The 18,090-nt window shown below is 44.3% G+C and carries 16 protein-coding genes and 1 pseudogene; 4 read left to right on the top strand and 13 right to left on the bottom strand.

Translation table 11 applies throughout. The features are described from left to right. Positions 1-89 precede the first annotated feature (89 nt). Genes KUA49_RS12950 through KUA49_RS12905 form a run of 10 tightly spaced genes read right to left on the bottom strand, consistent with a single transcriptional unit; the run spans position 90 to position 6,213 of the window. Positions 90-824: a DUF3164 family protein gene (locus KUA49_RS12950; RefSeq protein ID WP_218411606.1), complete on the bottom strand. Its 735-nt coding sequence runs from the start codon at positions 822-824 to the stop codon at positions 90-92. Between the two features lie 29 nt (positions 825-853). Further along, the gene (locus KUA49_RS12945) at positions 854-1,321 is read right to left on the bottom strand and encodes a hypothetical protein (RefSeq protein ID WP_153096490.1); all 468 of its coding nucleotides are present in this window, start codon (positions 1,319-1,321) and stop codon (positions 854-856) included. After that, complete coding sequence (locus KUA49_RS12940; protein WP_153096491.1) at positions 1,296-1,565, bottom strand: hypothetical protein; 270 nt, start codon at positions 1,563-1,565, stop codon at positions 1,296-1,298. Before KUA49_RS12940 ends, KUA49_RS12945 begins: the two co-directional genes overlap by 26 nt. Positions 1,566-1,571: 6 nt before the next feature. Continuing rightward, positions 1,572-1,811, bottom strand: coding sequence for a hypothetical protein (locus KUA49_RS12935; RefSeq protein ID WP_153096492.1), 240 nt, complete (start codon positions 1,809-1,811; stop codon positions 1,572-1,574). Continuing rightward, positions 1,804-1,980, bottom strand: a complete 177-nt coding sequence (locus KUA49_RS12930) for a hypothetical protein (RefSeq protein WP_153083917.1) — start codon at positions 1,978-1,980, stop codon at positions 1,804-1,806. The genes KUA49_RS12935 and KUA49_RS12930 overlap by 8 nt, the downstream gene beginning before the upstream one ends. 3 nt (positions 1,981-1,983) lie before the next feature. Further along, positions 1,984-2,208, bottom strand: a complete 225-nt coding sequence (locus KUA49_RS12925) for a hypothetical protein (protein WP_218411607.1) — start codon at positions 2,206-2,208, stop codon at positions 1,984-1,986. 5 nt (positions 2,209-2,213) lie between these two features. After that, positions 2,214-2,837, bottom strand: coding sequence for a DNA repair protein RadA (locus KUA49_RS12920; protein WP_218411608.1), 624 nt, complete (start codon positions 2,835-2,837; stop codon positions 2,214-2,216). A gap of 2 nt (positions 2,838-2,839) precedes the next feature. Further along, entirely contained in the window at positions 2,840-3,715 is an 876-nt protein-coding gene (locus KUA49_RS12915) for an ATP-binding protein (RefSeq protein ID WP_153083914.1), read from the bottom strand. Positions 3,716-3,759: 44 nt separating this feature from the next. After that, positions 3,760-5,757, bottom strand: a complete 1,998-nt coding sequence (locus tag KUA49_RS12910; protein WP_218411609.1) for a hypothetical protein — start codon at positions 5,755-5,757, stop codon at positions 3,760-3,762. A gap of 15 nt (positions 5,758-5,772) precedes the next feature. Continuing rightward, positions 5,773-6,213, bottom strand: a complete 441-nt coding sequence (locus KUA49_RS12905) for a hypothetical protein (RefSeq protein WP_218411610.1) — start codon at positions 6,211-6,213, stop codon at positions 5,773-5,775. Between the two features lie 139 nt (positions 6,214-6,352). Here KUA49_RS12905 and KUA49_RS12900 point away from each other — a divergent pair, with 139 nt between their 5' ends. Continuing rightward, positions 6,353-7,054, top strand: coding sequence for a helix-turn-helix transcriptional regulator (locus KUA49_RS12900; protein ID WP_218411611.1), 702 nt, complete (start codon positions 6,353-6,355; stop codon positions 7,052-7,054). Between the two features lie 352 nt (positions 7,055-7,406). Here KUA49_RS12900 and KUA49_RS12895 read toward each other — a convergent pair whose 3' ends face one another. Then, complete coding sequence (locus tag KUA49_RS12895; protein ID WP_153083912.1) at positions 7,407-7,649, bottom strand: hypothetical protein; 243 nt, start codon at positions 7,647-7,649, stop codon at positions 7,407-7,409. 530 nt (positions 7,650-8,179) lie between these two features. After that, positions 8,180-9,628 (bottom strand): annotated as a pseudogene (rlmD, locus tag KUA49_RS12890) (23S rRNA (uracil(1939)-C(5))-methyltransferase RlmD); the annotation flags it as partial. Between the two features lie 800 nt (positions 9,629-10,428). Between rlmD and ppdK the strand changes: the two are divergent. The 3 genes from ppdK to KUA49_RS12875 all read left to right on the top strand — a co-directional run bounded on the left by ppdK (position 10,429) and on the right by KUA49_RS12875 (position 15,094). Then, the gene (gene ppdK / locus KUA49_RS12885) at positions 10,429-13,149 is read left to right on the top strand and encodes a pyruvate, phosphate dikinase (RefSeq protein WP_218411612.1); all 2,721 of its coding nucleotides are present in this window, start codon (positions 10,429-10,431) and stop codon (positions 13,147-13,149) included. Positions 13,150-13,317: 168 nt separating this feature from the next. After that, the gene (locus KUA49_RS12880; protein ID WP_218411677.1) at positions 13,318-13,887 is read left to right on the top strand and encodes a hypothetical protein; all 570 of its coding nucleotides are present in this window, start codon (positions 13,318-13,320) and stop codon (positions 13,885-13,887) included. Between the two features lie 304 nt (positions 13,888-14,191). Further along, on the top strand, positions 14,192-15,094 hold the full coding sequence (locus tag KUA49_RS12875) for an Abi family protein (protein ID WP_119226802.1): 903 nt from the start codon (positions 14,192-14,194) through the stop codon (positions 15,092-15,094). A gap of 184 nt (positions 15,095-15,278) precedes the next feature. On the opposite strand, the gene KUA49_RS12870 is transcribed toward KUA49_RS12875, so the two are convergent. Further along, positions 15,279-18,002 (bottom strand): ArdC-like ssDNA-binding domain-containing protein, encoded by a 2,724-nt coding sequence (locus tag KUA49_RS12870; RefSeq protein WP_218411613.1) that lies wholly within the window; start codon positions 18,000-18,002, stop codon positions 15,279-15,281. Positions 18,003-18,090: the final 88 nt, after the last annotated feature.

Below are 18,090 nucleotides of genomic sequence, written 5' to 3'. Positions count from 1 at the left end.
GTGTCATTTCACAGCTCACTGTCACACGTCCACTTCCTTCACATTGTGGGCAAATGTCTTCGCCCTTTCTCCCAGTGCCGTGGCACATTCTACACAGTGCCACCTTGGGTGCCTTGGTTGTCGTTGTCTTCATTGCCTTCTTGTTTAGTTTCTGTTGGTTCTACATCTGTAACACTCAAAGGGATGATGTGCCACTTGTTGTGTTCGTCCTTCCACTCAGCTCTGATGAACTGCTTGGTGAGCGATGGCTGATAAGCCTCTTCGATGATTTGCACACCTTCCTTGAATTGGTCGTTGTCGCTCTTGTCTGCCAGTTTGCGAAGCTGCAACACACGGCTTGCCTTCAAGTTGCCAGTTCCGTCACGGCTCAATAGCTGTAGGATGGTTGCCACAAGTTCCTTGCTTTTGGTGTCGGTTGCAAGGCTCTCGATGTACTGCTTGACGATGGCAATGCCGTCATTCACTGTGTCACGGTAGTCATCAATGCAGTTGTAACCAAGCGTGAGGCGCATCTTTCCGTTTGAATGGGTGAAGGTGTGTGTGCGCTGGGTGTCCTTGGTCAGCTTTAACACGTTTGCCTTGATGTTGATGACTTCCGCAAAGTTCTCATAAACCTTGCTCTTCACTGCAAGCATCTGTTCTGACAGGCTGCGAAGTTCGGGGATGGCACTCTCAATCTCGCTGTCCACCAACTGGGCGTAAGCCTCACGGTCTTCCTTGCGCTTCTTAGCAGCCTTTTCCTTGGCTTGCTTCTCTTGGAACTGCTTGAAGGCTTCTGCCTCTTCCGCTGTCATTTCCACTGTCTGTTTCTTGTTCTCTTCCATTGTCTTATTGTTTTAAATGGGTTGTATTTTTAGGCATGAGGGATTCCATCCAAAGGGATATACATCACCATCCTGCCAGGATTGTTCACGTCTTCTTTCTCTTTCAAACCGCCTTTCTTCTTGATTGCTCTGAGTTTTCTTTGGAAATCTTCCATTTCGTCAAGTCGGATTCTGGCAAACTCCTTTCCGCAAATTCGGGGATGCTTGCAGAACTCATTGATGCGCTGCCAGTCGGTTGTGTCCACGCCAATCTCTTGTATCAGCTTTAGGCAGATGCTGCGATTGCGTTTCAATCGTTCTTTTCGACCGCTCAGTTTCTCCAGACCGTCACAGCAATCATTGTACTCTTGCCAAGTCATTTCCTTCAAGCTCTCTGTGCGTCCGAATGTGTATTGACTGACTATTTCCTTCTTGAACTCTTCACGGCTGCCACAATAGCAAGGCAGTTCGTTGAATGAGGCAAAGAAACGGCTAAAGTTCGTTATTTGCTGCTTCATGGCCGACACCTCTGTAAGTCATAAAATACTGGCGTGCCTCTTTCACGCTTGCAGCCATGCCAAGGGTCAAGTCTTCCGTCTCCAGTATTGGCACATTGTCGAAGCAAAGGAATATCTTGCCATTGAACTCTCTCGCCTGTAGTCTTGACATGGCTTCTTCTCTCACTTGCGCTGCACGTTTCTGTTCTGCCTTTTTCTTGTAGTTCTCACGCATGACATGGAACCAATTACCGATTTTACTCATATTCGTTTATTTTTTAGTTGTCTTTTCATTGTCTGGTAGCCATGTTATTTCAATGATGGCTTTCATTTCTTTCTTGCCTTGGCATATAGGGCAAGGAACTTTCACGCTTTCCCAATTGGCGTCACGTCCCCAGAAGTAGCCATTGCCGTGGCAATATCCACATTCATGCCCATGGCATATCACTGTCTCATGGGTAATTTGGCATGATGGTGGAACCAGTTCTAACACCCTTCGTTCTTTACTCATTGTCTGCCACCTCCTTTCTCTCACCAAGATACTCACATTTCATGGCATCAAGCGACATATCGTTTAATCTGCCAGACAAGTCTCGGAACATCTGTTCTTGATCCAGGTAGGTAAAATCCTTTGTCTTGTCCTTGATGATTGCCACCAGGCTTTCAATCACTTCTTCCATAAGCTATATTATTTGATAAGTTACTTTTTCATATCCATGCCACTGGATGATTCTGTTTGCCCACATCAGACTTTTTGTTTTCAGTACAAACTTGCCTTTGTTCTTCTGTGAGCGCATTACATTCAAGTCGCACTCGTATTTCTGTTCAAGCCATTCTCTCATAACCGACTTGCATTGCTCTGCCGTCATCAAGATGAAAATGGTATCACCATCCTTGTATTTGTTCATACGCCTTATGTTTCGTTGCTTGTTTGTATTACTCCATCCTCCCATACGGTGAATGCCTCACCAGCCTCACCAATGGCACGACCTTGGCAATATGCCTTATATCCTTGCACTCTCACCTTCATACCTGCCATATATTTCAATCGGGCTGCTGGTTTGCCAAGCGGTTGTCCCTTGTATTCCTGGCTGATGAATATGAAGCACTTTCGAGGAAAGTCATCTGCAAGTGTCTTGGCTTGCTCATAGCTCCAATTTGAATATTGGAAACTATCAATGATGACAAACTTGGCACTCTTGCGTTTTTTAAGCCTTGCTATCAAATCGTCAAGGGTGTCGTCTGTTGCCACACGAAACTTGCCTTGCACCTCATTCATCTTGTAGCGGTTGATGCGGTCTTGAAAGCTCTTGCTCACACCTTCCTCATAACTCAGGTAAAGAACGCCACCATACGAGCAAAGTTCCTTGGCAAGCTGCATCACAAAGCTGCTCTTTCCGCTTGCGCTCGATCCAGACACAAACCATGTCTCTGTTATGCTTGGATAGCCAAACACCTTGCTCCATTTCTCACCCCAGGGAATGGTGACGTATGTCTTTGCTGCAATATCCCTGGGGCTGTATGCTCGCTTTGCCATCGTTATGCAAGTTTCAGTTTCTCAATCTCAGTATATACACGGCGCAAGCCACCATTTGTTTTTCTCACGATGGTTGCAATGTCAGCATCCTTTGGAGCGTTAGCCCTTGCCACCACTTCTGCCTGATGGCGCAAGAACTTGTCTCGCTCCTTGCCATCGTCTGGTGTCACCTTGGAATATCTGCCACCGTAACGGCTCAACATTTCCGTGTAACCAACTTTCTTGCACTCAATGGAACGGTTGATTTTTTCCTTCAATCCGTCCGCTCCCATCATGTACCAAGCACAACAGCGTTCCGTAGCATTCCAAAGGGCTTTGAGTTCCAAGAATGCCTCATACTGCAAATCACCAGCTTCATCAAGGATGATAAGAGGGTGTTCGATGGAACGAAGGTAATAAACCAAGTCTTCATACACATCAGCATAATGTCCTTTGCTATCCACGCCAAACTCAGATGCTATCTTGCGAACCAACTTCAACTTGGTCTTTACTTGTGAACAGTCGATATAAACTGCATTCTTGTGACCTTGCACATAATAGCGTGCCGTGAAGGTCTTTCCAATGTTGGGTATGTCGCAAAGGATGCTGCTTTGCCCTGAGCCTTGACAGAACTCTATTTGCTTGGTGATATACTTGAAGGTCTCTGTTGGGGCTGCGTTCCATTCTATTTCGTTGCGCAAGGCCACATTCAGCTTTCTTGCAATGCTCAACCAGTTGGCATCACTCAATGCCTTTTCTGTCTGACCGTTCTTCAACATACTGTAGATGGATGTTGAAAGTCCAAGGGCGGTTGCGTGCTTTGCGTCACTTGGATAGTTTGACCTGTTGGCTGCTATCGCTGCCAGGATCTTTTTCTTTGTTGCTTCTGCTATTGTCATATTCTTAATCTTTAATTGTTATTATAATGATGTTTGAACGGTGTCTAAATGTCTGCCAAAGCCCTTTCCTCAATGCTCATGTCTGGCTTATATGCTTCATCGGGGTCTTCTATCTTTGGCGGTGGAAGTACAAAGGTTTCCTCTGCCTCTTCCTTTGGCACATCCGACTTCATTACTCCAACCTTGCCAATGGCATTGTCCTTGACGTATTTCGTGAATGAGGCAACTTTCTTCTGTTGCGCTTGGTATTTCTCCAAGTCTTCATCAGTCTGTTCTGCCATCACACGGTTGTAGGTTTCCACTCGTTCCACTTGGTCAATGAATCTGTCACCTTGAAAGATGAACACCTCTTGTGGCTTGCCGTCTGCATCTGGAATGTAGTATGCCGTCACCTTATTGTTGTTTGGCTCCAGACGTTCCAGCTTTTCGGTCTTGCTCAACCACCAATCTTCGTATGCCACTCTTACGGTGGAGTTTCTTCTGATGCTTGTTTCCACTCTCTCACCAATGTATCTTGCAAGCGTAAGTTTGTCAAGCGGTTGAAGGGTTGGATTGATGTTGCTAACAAGAACGTCCCATCTGCTCATGCCAGGGTACTTCTTTTGATTCGGGTGCAAGCTGTGATTCCACTCATAGTTGTCTTGGCGGTCATCAGCTATCAGTTGATCATAGCTGAAATATTCCTTATCCTCATACAGCTCATTGGTTTCATCACTGATTTTCTTGCTTTCCGTTCGCCACTTGCCTTTTCCATAGAAACGGCCAATGCCCTCATGGTTCTTGTGGATGATGCTGCGTTTCTTCGCTCCGTTCAAGTTCTCTGCATATTTCTCTTGCGAGTTCTGAGGCGCACAGAAATGAACGAATGGGAATGCGACACCTGCTTGCAGAAATCCGTCCTTGTATTGCGACATCAAGTGATTCTCAACCTCAATACCTGCTGGCATACCCCAACCATTGCGTTCTATCAGTCGGAACATATCCCTAAAGCAGTCAAGCACCAGGATTTCATCCTTTTTCCTTGCGTAAGATGCGCCAATCACACATTGGCTGACCACATCATAAGCATAGTAAGCGTGAACCCTCTGCTTGGTGTCTTTCAACTTTCGTGTCAAGTCCACGTCATCCATTGTGATTTGGCTCAGAGAGAACTCACCTGCATGGCGGTGCATGTGCGGCATCTGTTCGTGCATGAAGGTGGTGTAACTCATAAGCTCATGTTCAATTAGCACCTTGTTTTTCGGTCGGTTCAAGTAGTTGGTGATTGTCGATTCACTCAAAACCTTTGGTTCACCGCTCTTGTCTGTGAAATCATCGGGGTTGAATAGTTCTCCAGTTTCTGGATCATAGACCTCTATTTCACCACATACAAACGAATTGTATAGTTCCAAGACACTTGTATTGAATGGCTTGTTAGGAAGTACCGCCAAGCCTAAAATCAAGCGTTCCGTCTTGTGGTCAACCTTGCGTGCGCTTTGGTTTCCGAACTTGCCACTTATCAGACAGGCATAACCAAACTTCTTGTATTCGGCTACCTTCTTTCTGAATCGCATGGTTGAAGCTGGTAGCGTATGGCCAAATTTATCTTTGAGTGTTTTGATGGTGGTTGCCATCTTTTCCCAGTCGTATTTTTCTCCCATCAGCTTCTTTGATGCGCTTGCACGGTTGTAGAGCTTGATGCAAGTGTTCAGAACTGAGGCGTTCACCACATATTCCTTCACTTTCTCTTGTGTGAGGTCAAGCCCTGTCTTGGCACGGTCGTTGAAGAAAGCAACGGCTGCTTGGTCGGTCTCATAGTTGGACGTTATCCAACCCTCCAGTCTCACAGTGTCACCACCAGGATAAAGTTCATCCACCATTTTGCGGTAGATGGTAGGAATGCTATCAACGGCAACCAGAGCATAACGTCCTTGCCCCTTACCGCTACGCACCACATTGATGCGCTTCCTGGCAGATAGCTGCTTGTAGTTCGAGGCAGTCATTATGCCACCTTCAACAAGCTCACGTGCTGAAATGCAAAGTGTGTTACCGTAATACTCCATTTCTCACCTCCTTGATTATTCGGCACAAACAGGTCTTGCGTACTTCTTGCGAAGCTCTGGGGTAGTCAAGATGTCGGCATCCCTCTGTGTCCATGCAGCAAAGATGCTTTGGATTTCTTCCAGTTGCTTGATTTTCACATCCTGGTATTGCTTCATCATCTTGCCCTTGTAGAACACATCCACATTGCCATTGGCTTTGTTGCACTCAATCATTGCACCATTGGGGAAGTATTGGCGCATATAGCCATCTGCATCATGGATGGTCTCAACCTCTGGGGCAACTATCATCACAATGCCCCCTTTCTGCTTGGCATATACACGGATGCGCTTTGCCTTGTCACTTTCGCCACGCTTTGCGTCAAAGTTCAGGGCATAATAAACCATTTTCCCTGTAACGTTGAACGCTGCCATGATGTCCTGGCGAACTTCTCTTGTTACGTCAATGTACTTTTTCATTGCTTCCATTTTTAATCGTTATACAAATCTTGTTTTATCTTTTTAAGATGCAAAATTCGTCTTTCTCACGCCTTTTTTGTATCTTTGGCGCGGTGTTCCTTTAGTAACACGGTGCAAAGATAAACAAAATATCTCGATTATGCAAGAAAATAAACAAGAAAAATCGCTTATAAAGCAAAATATCTTGCTTTACTTGTCCAAAAAGGACGTTACACCCTATGAATTTTACAAAAAATCGGGTGTAACACGTGGTATATTGCAACAAAACAATGGTATTAGTGAAGATAACATTGCAAGATTTCTCGCTTATGCTCCAGATGTAAATGTAGAGTGGCTGATAACTGGCAATGGTGATATGTTGCGCACTATGCAAGAAAATAAACAAGAAAAATCGCCATATAATGATTCTTTAACATATTGCACTCCAAAGCTCGCTGATGATCCAAATGTTGGTAAGCCATACTATGATGTTGATTTCATTGGAGGCTTCACTGAAATATTCAACTCTCAGGTAAATGTTCCTGCTACCAACATTGTCATCCGTGGTTTTGAAAAGGCCGATTTGTGGTGCAATGTTACAGGTCATTCAATGGAGCCAAAAATCAACCATGGCGACATCATTGCCCTTCGCCAATGTACGCTGGATGATGTCCAGTATGGCGAAATATACGCTGTTGTGCTTGACACGATACGAACCATCAAGATATTGCGCAAGTCTGATGATCCTGACAAGCTCCGTTTCATCCCAATCAACTTGCAAGATTTCGATGAACAAGAATACCCCAAATCAAGGATATTGAACATCTTTGAGGTCATTGGTAGCATCAGCAAGTTCTTTTAACCTCATAGTGACACCCCCTTTGGTACTCCAAGTGGGGTGTCACCCCCTCTTTATCGCCTCAAAAGCCCTATATTATATATAATAAGGTGTAAACTTCAAAAATCGTTGCTCACAAAGGGGTAGTTTCTTCACAATTAACCGCAAAAAGTGGTTAGTTTCTTCATTCAGCTTTTTGTATGCCAACGACCCCACTTTTGTAACCCTTAATTCTCGAAAGTGTAACCCTTAACTGTAACCCTTAGTGTAACCCTTACCCCAAAATCGCCACTTTTCAACACGAAAAAAGGGAGCCGTAAAGCCCCCTCATTCATATTCGGTTTGAATACCGTAAATAAGCCGTTCTAACGGCGTTTTAACCACTTCCTTTCATAGACCCTTGCCGACCACCCGAAATAAGCGTAGATTGCTTTATAATAGCTCGTTTCGTGATTATAGACCCATTCCCAGACAGCCCAGCATGAAGCAAGTAACTCTTAGTACATCCGACCTCTTCTGAGGTCAGCACGGTATAAACCGCCGATATGCTTGAAAAGTAGAAGTCTTTCAAACCATTATGTTTGCCCACAATAAGATGGACGTGTATAACCTTTGCCATATCAATTCATTTAAATTTTGGTGCAAATATACCAAATAATCATTATATGGAATAATTTTGCATTTTAAATAATCATAAAAGGGCGAAAATAAAGGGTAGCGATTGCCACCCATGCACAAGCCCCATCATCCTCATGTAAGCCATTTGTAAACCTCATTCAAGTCCACCGCCCTCAAACGCAAGCCAGAAGGCCACAGAATTAAACCAAAATTAAACTCATGTAAACGTTTCGTTTTGTGTCGTTATTCATGCGAGATTATCGTAACTAACTATATTTCAAAGACTTCACCCGATATTTAGGCATAAGGATTTATATACGCTTCGTTCTGTGCCCTTTAGATACCTTTTTTCATCTTATTTCTATTTTGTTTTTAGGTTTATTTCTTTGCCGCAAGTTCCTCTGCAGTCAAGTCTTCCGCTTTAGCAGCTTCCAATGCAAGCTTTTCAGCTTCCTTTGCCGCCTTGGCTTCAGCTATTGCCTTCTCACGCTCTTTGCGCTCCTTCTTCTTCAGCTTGATTTCAGCATCGCTGCGCTTCTCGAGCAAAACGACGTTCTCTACGTGAGGAGTATGAGGGAACATATCTACCGGCTGAACGGCAGCCACCTTGTAGTGGTCGTCCATCAACTGCAGGTCGCGAGCCTGGGTAGCAGGGTTGCAACTTACATACACGATGCGGTTAGGAGCCGCATTCAGGATTACGTTCACTACATCAGGATGCATTCCGGCACGTGGAGGGTCGGTGATGATTACGTCTGGGCGACCGTGCTGGGCGATGAATTCGTTGGTCAGAATATCCTTCATGTCGCCTGCATAGAAGAGGGTATTCTCGATGTTGTTCACCTGAGAATTCACCTTTGCGTCCTCTATGGCCTCTGGTACGTACTCGATACCGATTACCTTCTTTGCCTTGTGAGCCACGAAGTTGGCGATGGTTCCCGTGCCGGTGTAGAGGTCGTAGACCAACTCGTTTCCGGTGAGGTTGGCAAACTCGCGAGCCACGCAATAAAGGTGGTAAGCCTGCTCGGTGTTAGTCTGATAGAAACTCTTTGGACCCACCTTGAACTTCAAATCCTCCATCAGCTCGAAGATGTGGTCGTTGCCCTTGAAGAGGATGAGATCCAGGTCGTTGATGGTGTCATTTCCCTTCTGGTTGTCCACGTACATGAGCGATGAAATCTGAGGGAACTTGTCAGCCACCTGCTGCATCAGTTCCAATGCTCTCTGCTCATCACCCTCCTCATCATAATGGAACTGGAACACGAGCATCCACTCGCCAGTGTTTGAATTACGAATCATCATATTGCGGAGCAATCCATGCTGCTCACGCAGGTCGTAGAAGGTGTAGTCGTGAGAATCAGCGTATTCGAAAACGAAGTTGCGGATTTCGTTGCAGAGGTCGTCCATCAGCCAGCACTTCTTGATAGGGTAAATCTTATCGAAGGCACCGGTGATATGGAAACCGATGGCGTTCTGGGCGTGGCGCTCCTTGAGGGAAGTGATGGTTTCTTCTTCCTTCTGAGGCAGCTGGGCCAGTTCCTCGGCGGTGAACCAGCGCTTGTTACTGCATCCGAACTCAATCTTGTTTCTATACTCCTGGGTCTTCACGCTGCCCATGATAGGGCGGAACTCAGGAAGTTCAATCTTGCCGATGCGGGTGAGCTGGTCTTCCACCTGCTTCTGCTTCGCCTTGATCTGCTCCTCGTAAGGAAGATTCTGCCACTTGCAACCGCCACAGATGCCAAAGTGCTCGCACATAGGCTCCTGTCTTACGTCGCTCTTCTTGATGAAGCGAACCACCTTCGCCTCGCAATACTTATGTTTTTTCTTAACTACCTGCAAATCTACCACATCGCCAGGTACGCAGAAAGGCACGAAGATGACCTGGTCATCTACGCGAGTGATGCACTTACCCTCGGCAGCTACTGCCTCAATGGTGATGTTCTCCAAAAGCGGTAATGGTTTACGTTTTCTTGCCATAATAATGTTTTGTATTTCTTTATGGCTGCAAAGTTACTACATTTTTGCGAGAAATGAAAGATTTGCCCCGAATATTTTTAGTCTTGTCCCGGATGTTGGGATGGTGAAGGTGGAAAAGGCAGAAAAGTGGAAAGGCAGAAAGTGAAAAGGTGAAAGTGAAAAAGTGAATTTTCTCTAAAAGACGAGTTACAGATGTTTTGCTATTGTATATAGTATAGTTTGTTATTATATATAATAAGGTAGTACTTACGCGCGTACATTATTATATAAGATTTTATCTTTCTTATCTTGTAATTTCAGTCATCCATATCTTGTAATTTATATCTTATATCTTATATCTTATATCTTATATCTTATATCTTTTCATTGCATTCACCAAATTCACCATTCACCAAATTCACTTTTTCTCTTTTACCATTCACTAAAATCACCTTTTCACTTTCACTTTTTCACTTTTGCCAAATGTGACTTCCTACGTGGCGACGTAGCAATTCCTACGTCGCCACGTAATATTTCCCGCGTCGCGACGTAGGAATCAGGGCATCAGGAGAATCCCAAATGTTGTTAAAAGTATTTGAATCGCAATCTCGGCTCACTTTTAAATTCCCCACAATTTCCAACTTTTTCTTGGGGATTGTTAAAAATATCCCCGTGTGTGCGACAACAGTTTAAAATGTAATCTCGGGATAGCAAAAAAGCGTATAAAAGTTTGGTGGTTTCAAAATAATGTTGTATATTTGCATCATCAACTAAGAATTGGTAATAAGCAAAATAATATAATATTTTTGAACCTATAAAATATGAACGAAAAAAGAGTTTATACGTTCGGCAATGGAAAAGCCGAAGGAAATGCAAAGATGCGTGAAGAACTTGGCGGTAAGGGTGCAAACCTCGCCGAGATGAACCTTATTGGTGTTCCTGTTCCTCCAGGTTTCACCATCACAACTGATACCTGTAACGAGTATTATGAGGTGGGTGAGGAGAAAATCAAGGAACTCCTTCAGGACGAGGTAATGGCTGCAGTAGCTCATACGGAGGCTTTGATGAACAGCAAGTTCGGTTCTGTAGAGAATCCTCTTCTCGTATCTGTTCGTTCAGGAGCACGTGCTTCTATGCCAGGTATGATGGATACGATCCTCAACCTCGGTTTGAATGATGAAGTGGCTGAGGGCTTGGTTAAGAAGACCGGTAATCCTCATTTCGTATATGACTCATATCGCCGTTTCGTACAGATGTACGGTGACGTCGTTATGGGACTGAAGCCTGTGAACAAGGAAGATATCGACCCATTCGAGGCCATCATCGAAAAGGTGAAGGAAGAGCAGGGTGTGGTTCTCGATAAGGACCTCTCTGTTGAGTCACTCAAGAAACTCGTTGAGCTCTTCAAGGCAGCTATCAAGGAGCAGACTGGTCAGGACTTCCCTACCAATCCTATCGAGCAGCTTTGGGGTGCTATCTGCGCCGTGTTCCGTTCTTGGATGAACGAGCGTGCTATCCTCTATCGCAAGATGGAAGGTATTCCTGATGAGTGGGGTACTGCCGTTTCTGTGATGGCGATGGTATTCGGTAACATGGGCGAGACTTCTGCTACAGGTGTTTGCTTCTCTCGTGATGCTGGTAATGGTGAAAACCTTTTCAATGGTGAGTATCTTATCAATGCACAGGGTGAGGACGTTGTAGCTGGTATCCGTACACCACAGCAGATTACAAAGATTGGTTCTCAGCGCTGGGCTGAGCGTGCAGGCATCTCTGAGGAGGAGCGCGTAGCTAAGTATCCTTCTATGGAAGAGGCTATGCCTGAACTCTACAAGGAGCTCGACGCTCTCCAGGATAAACTGGAGCACCACTATCACGATATGCAGGACATGGAGTTCACCGTACAGGAAGGTAAGCTCTGGTTCCTCCAGACACGTAATGGTAAGCGTACAGGTACCGCTATGGTGAAGATTGCTATGGACCTCCTCCACGAAGGTATGATCGACGAGAAGACTGCTATCCTCCGCTGTGAGCCACAGAAGCTCGATGAGCTTTTGCACCCAGTATTCGATAAGCTGGCTCTCTCTAAAGCTAAGGTCATCACTCAGGGTCTCCCTGCTTCTCCAGGTGCTGCTTGCGGTCAGATTGTATTCCACGCTGACGATGCTCAGGAGTGGCACGAGGATGGCAAGAAAGTAATCATGGTTCGTATCGAGACTTCTCCTGAAGACCTCGCTGGTATGTCGGCTGCTGAGGGTATCCTTACTGCTCGTGGTGGTATGACTTCTCACGCTGCCGTTGTGGCTCGTGGTATGGGTAAGTGCTGCGTATCTGGTGCTGGCTCTATCAACGTTGACTACAAGACTAAGACTGTTGAGATTGAGGGCGTAGTTTACAAGGAGGGTGATTACATCTCTCTGAACGGTACTACTGGTCAGGTTTACGCAGGACAGATTGAGACAAAGGCTGCAGAGCTTTCAGGCGACTTCAAGGAGCTGATGGACCTCTGCGACAAATATACAAAGATGGAAATCCGTACCAATGCAGATACTCCACACGATGCTGAGGTAGCTCGTGCATTCGGTGCCAAGGGTATCGGTTTGACACGTACAGAGCACATGTTCTTCGATGATCAGAAGATCGTTGCTATGCGTGAGATGATTCTGGCTGACTCTGTTGAGGGTCGCGAGAAGGCTCTTGCTAAGCTCCTCCCATATCAGAAGGCTGACTTCTACGGCATCTTGAAGGCTATGGATGGCTGCCACGTGAACATCCGCTTGCTCGACCCACCTCTCCACGAGTTCGTACCACACGATAAGGCTGGTCAGGAGACTATGGCTAAGGAGATGGGCGTAAGCGTTGAGGAAATCAAGAAGCGTGTGAACTCTCTGGCAGAGAACAACCCAATGCTCGGTCACCGTGGTTGTCGTCTCGGTATTACATTCCCTGAGATTACAGCTATGCAGACTCGCGCCATCCTCGGTGCTGCTTGCGAGTTGAAGAAGGAGGGTTATAATCCATGTCCTGAGATTATGGTTCCGCTCATCGGTACTGTTCAGGAGCTCAAGCAGCAGAAGGCTATTATCCTCGCTACTTCTAAGGAGGTATTCGCTGAGTACGGCGTAGAGGTTGAGTTCGAGATTGGTACTATGATTGAGATTCCACGTGCTGCCCTTACTGCAGGTCAGATTGCAGAGGAGGCTCAGTACTTCTCATTCGGTACTAACGACTTGACACAGATGACCTTCGGTTACTCTCGTGACGACATCGCTTCATTCCTCCCTGCATACATGGAGAAGAAGATCTTGAAGGTTGACCCATTCCAGGTTCTCGACCAGGAGGGTGTTGGTCAGCTCATCAAGATGGCAGTAGAGAATGGTCGTGCTACCCGTCCTAACCTCCGCACAGGTATCTGCGGTGAGCATGGTGGTGAGCCTTCATCAGTTAAGTTCTGCGCTAAGGTTGGTATGAACTATGCTTCATGCTCTCCATTCCGCGTGCCTATCGCCAGACTTGCTGCGGCGCAGGCTGCTGTAGAGGAATAACAACAGATAGTTGTAAATCAATAGGTTAAGAGGAAAGTCCTTATTTTAAGGGCTTTCCTCTTAATTCGTTTATATCAATAGTAGCACTAAAATGATACAAATGATACTCTTTGTTTAGAAATGTTTTTGAGAAATTTATATTGATGTTTAGAACGTGTTTAGAAGAATATGGCAACATTTAAAGTAGTAGTACAGAAACAGAGAAATGACGGATTCTATGCCGTATATATAAGAGTCACACACAACAGAGGTGTGAAGTATTTGAGAACAGATAATTCTCAGGAAATGTTGGATGCTTACAACAGTTATCTTCAAGACCATGGTCTGGAAGACAGCGTAGAGTCTGCCGCCAGATACCTGGATGAAGATGATAGCATTGCGATGTTGAAAATGGAAGAGGAGAATGAAATGGAAGAAGAGGCTACTCCTGCTATTTCTCAAAGCTCGATAGAAGTTTATGAAAAGTGGAAGCAGGATGTCGAAATGACCAATTCTCTTCTTGCTGACAATACTACTGCAGCTAAGATAGCTTTGTGGAGATACAATAATCCTACTTCTGATGACAGGCATCTTTGTGCCGAAGAAACAGATACTGATGACGCTACTGTTGAGAAATGGTGGTTGGCGATAGATTTCGTCTGCGGATCCATCGGCGGCACATCTTTCAAACTGGCTTCACCAACATTACAAAACATGGAAACGCTGATTTCCAATGCCACGATAGATATTTTGGGGTAGTAATCCTCTTTTTATTATAATATATGTTTATTTCGAGTTCCCTTATCTCTTGGAGGTAAGGGAACGTTATGTTAATGTTTTAATTGACTAGCCTTACTTTATTTGGGTAGCAAAGTATGTTTTAAGGAGAGATTTAACATTCTTAAATATAAATATATTAAAGAAACCTACTTTTTTGTGAATTTTCTTGTTAAAAAGTTTGTGTTTTCAATAATTATTCGTATCTTTGCAGCGTCAGTCCTCGCCAAGCCTCTTAACAATGCTCAAATCGTGCGAGGCGTTTTTTGTTTATAAACATTTGAACATGGCAAATCTTATACCCTTTACAAAACGGTTTGAATCTTCAGAAAATCTCGTTAATTTGCTTGAATCACGAGGTTTACAGATTTATGATAGAAACAAAGCTATACAGTATCTTGACAATATTGGTTACTACAGATTGTCTGCTTATATGTATCCTTTGTTGAAGATGCCCAAGACAGCACATTTGTACAAGGAAGGTTCAACCTTCAAAAAAGTGATGATGCTTTATCGCTTTGACAAGAAACTGAGACTACTTATGTTCAATGAGATAGAAAAGATTGAAATTGCTATCAGACGGGCAGTAATGCAAATAACAGCAGATATGACGGGCAATCCTTTTTGGCTTACTGACTCTTCTTATTTCTTGGATAGTTCCAGGTTTAATGAAACAATGCGAGCTATATCCAAGGAATACAGCAAATCCAAGGAGGAGTTTGTTCTTCATTTCAAGCGAACCTATTCTGAGCCATATCCACCATCGTGGATTTTAGGCGAGCTGCTTACTATTGGAAATGTCAATGCTATTTATCGTAACATCAAACAAAATCGCATACGCAAACGCATAGCTAAACGTTTTGGTTTGCCTATCAATGTGTTTGAGTCATGGCTTACAGTTATTGCTGTTACTCGAAATGCCTGTGGTCATCATTCAAGAGTATGGAACAAACAGAATGCTATTCAGCCAGCGATTCCAAATAGTCCTGAAAGAGAATGGATAACGCTACCAACAGATTCCATGCGTGCTTACTTCGATCTGTGCATCATCAAGTACTTTCTTAATGTTATATCCCCCAATAATGATATGCAGTCCAAACTAACATGGTTGTTCATTCGTTTTCCTGAAATTGACTTAAAAGCTCTCGGCTTTCCGCAGGGATGGGAAATGGAACCATTATGGAGGTAATAATATGTGGAATGGCTAGTAGTCTGTAAAGTCTAAAAGTTGGGTAATATATATATACTGCATCATTCAATATCAACAAAAATGGATGTTGTTTTATGCAACTTTTAGACTTTACAATCCACTAGGTAAATAGTTTTGTGATTTTTGTCATAAGGTGAGGATTTTCCCCACCTTATCTTTTTACTTATCGTCTGCCATGCCTGACATGGTGGCTGACGGAATCTTCAGCCTGCTGTTCCTGGTTTTCATTGCTGCCCTGTTTCTGATCGGCAACAAGATTTTCCTGGCTATCCACTATTCCATTTCCATCGGAGTCGATATTGATGGGTGTGGCTGAGCGCATATCGATCTCATTACCTAGCTGTGGTTTTATACCTGATATGCGTGATTCTACCAATGCCTGTGAGATACTTGCTGAGACCAAAACATCTCTTGCATAATCCGGGTCATTGCGCAGTCTCTTTTTCCAGATAGCACTCTGCTGTGGAACGGTAACGTTGAAACGGTTTTCCTGTCCGAGCATATTGGCTCCTACAAGGGAAATCAGCTCTTCCTTTACCAATGCATTGTATTTGGTATTTCGGGCTTCTTTCTGTCTTGTACTGCGGATGAGTCCTTCTGCCAAATCTCTATAGAAATCATCTTCCTTATCATACTGGTCCTGGCTGCCAATATGAATGACATCCTCTTTGCTGTTGTAGGATGCCAGGTTTGGCTTGCCGTCCTGGACAATAGCAGAACTCCATCTATCAGGCTGCAACAGACGAGGGAGCCGGTTTTCCTTCTGATTCTCCTGTTCCTCGGAAAGCAGCTCGTTCTTCCGGGAAGCATACTCCTGGGGATAGCGGAAGGCATAGTTGGTCTGTTCTATGTTATAGACGTTCACGATTCCACGTTTTTCAATGAGAGGGAAACTGCTGGCGTCCTTTTTGACAAGGAGCTTCTTACTCTTCAAGTCCTCTTCAGTCAGGTATACCGGCATAAAGAAGCCGTTCTTCTCCGTGTTGAGGGCAAGAACAAAGGCATGGATTCCCTGATACTCTTTTTTATCAAGGGTGGTTGGCAGACTCCTTCTGTTGTTGGTAAGAGGAAGCTTCTCGTAGGTTTGCTGCAAAGCCAGTTTCTCTGCCAGCAGCTTACCATATTGGAGATAGACTTCTCTTTGCTTTATATCTGGAGTATGCCAACGACCATATCCCTCTGAATCAGAAACTTCTGTGTCTTCAATATTAACCTTTTCTTCGGCAACTGCAGCAGGAGTCTCAGCAGGGTGGATATGTGTTTCAACTTCCTTCTTGCTTTTTAACTGTTCATCATTAGCAGGACGTTGTTCTTCCTTAGCTACCTTGTTACTAGCGTCCAAGGAATGATTCTGTTCCATTCTTAATGGCTTTGGGGTAAAATGAAGAAGCTTATGCAAACGGTCAAAGCGTGCCTTCTTCTCCAAATCAACCTTTCCGGGATTGATTCTATAGGCATCCACCAAACGTTTCAGTTCAAGAGTATAGATGAGAGAAGCAGCATTCCATTCAGCCTTATACTGGTTGGCAAAGTCTTCATCTTCAGGATGATTTGCATATTGATTATACGCCTGTTCTAACTGCCATTCTTGTCTGCAAAGACTCTTGATTCTTGTATTGGCAGGAAGTTTATCGATATCACCGGAATGGATGTCATCTGCTATGGTCAGGGATTCCACATAATCTTTCATCAAGGGAACAATAAGATCCTTCTCTAATTCCTTTTGCTCAATGATACCATTGATAACGAGACTATTCTTCATCTTCTGAAGATCATTCTGACTGAGTTCTACATGATGATTGCTTGACAGGGCAAACAATTCACCTTGCTTATCCACCAGTATGCTGTCAATATCAACACCCTTGTCTGTATGGAATAGGGCAATACTGCGAGGCATCTTGTAGAAGGCTTCTCCATTGGGAAGTTTGTTTCCCAATGTTTTAACCAGAGCTGCAGACAGTTTGCTGTCGCGCTGTATGTAAACGCCATCATATATGACATCCAGTAATTCCTTATAGTTGCAGGCATTCATATGGTCAATAACCAAGGTTTTATCTTCATTTCTGTCAGAGTGTCCCTTCAATGCTATTTGGGTGCCACCATGAATGATGCCCCAAGATTCTGGTATAAACATACCATTCTCTACACCATACGCCTTCTGCTGCTCAATAGGTATTTTTCCTTCAGTGATAGCTATTGGAGAATCCAAGACGGTACGTCCGATCATCTCATACTGTATTTTAGCTTCCCGGGCATCCGCAAGTCTATCATTAAAAGCAGCTTCTTCTCTACTGGATAAAAGATGAAAGACAGTCTGAATATCGTTTTTGAACTTTTCAAAGTTGATGCTCTCTTTCTTCCCGGAGATATCGTCTGGAGTATATTTTATCAATGAGAGTGTTGGCTCTTCTTTGTCGCCAGTCTCTAAACCTTCTACATGGTAGATATCTCCATTGTTGGTTTTGAAGTGTCTGTCAAGAATGTCTCTTGCCTCATACTTTCTGATAATATCCAACTGTTTGTCCGGCAGGATATAGTTCTGTGCCTTCAACTCCTTCAATTTAGCTACCTGTTCGGTTTCATTGTCTGCAACCGGAAGCCCCTTGACATAGCTGCTCATGATGCCGCCTTGCCACTGCACATGATTGAAACCGGGTCTTGCTGTAGAGCCAAAGCTTTCTATGTAAGCCTTTTTACCAGCTTCTACCGCCCATTTTTCTATTTGGGTAAGAGGCTCGCCTGTCTTTGAAAGATACGCTAATTCCTCTGGGTAGAAGAAGCGGTCTCCAGGGAATGGTTTGGGTTGCGGCGCATTTTTACTGCCACCAAAAAGCTGTCCCCATCCCTGCAGGAAACGGCTTATCATATTTTGTTTTTCCTTTTCCATAATTTTCATAAGTAAAGAGAAATAGCCTGAAAGTTTCATGCTATCTCTCTTAGGATGATTACTTGTGATGCCTGAACAGCAGATGCAA

The sequence above is a fragment of the Segatella copri genome (assembly GCF_019249655.2).
Taxonomy (GTDB): Bacteria; Bacteroidota; Bacteroidia; order Bacteroidales; family Bacteroidaceae; genus Prevotella.
This window is presented reverse-complemented; position numbering and strand designations above follow the sequence as displayed.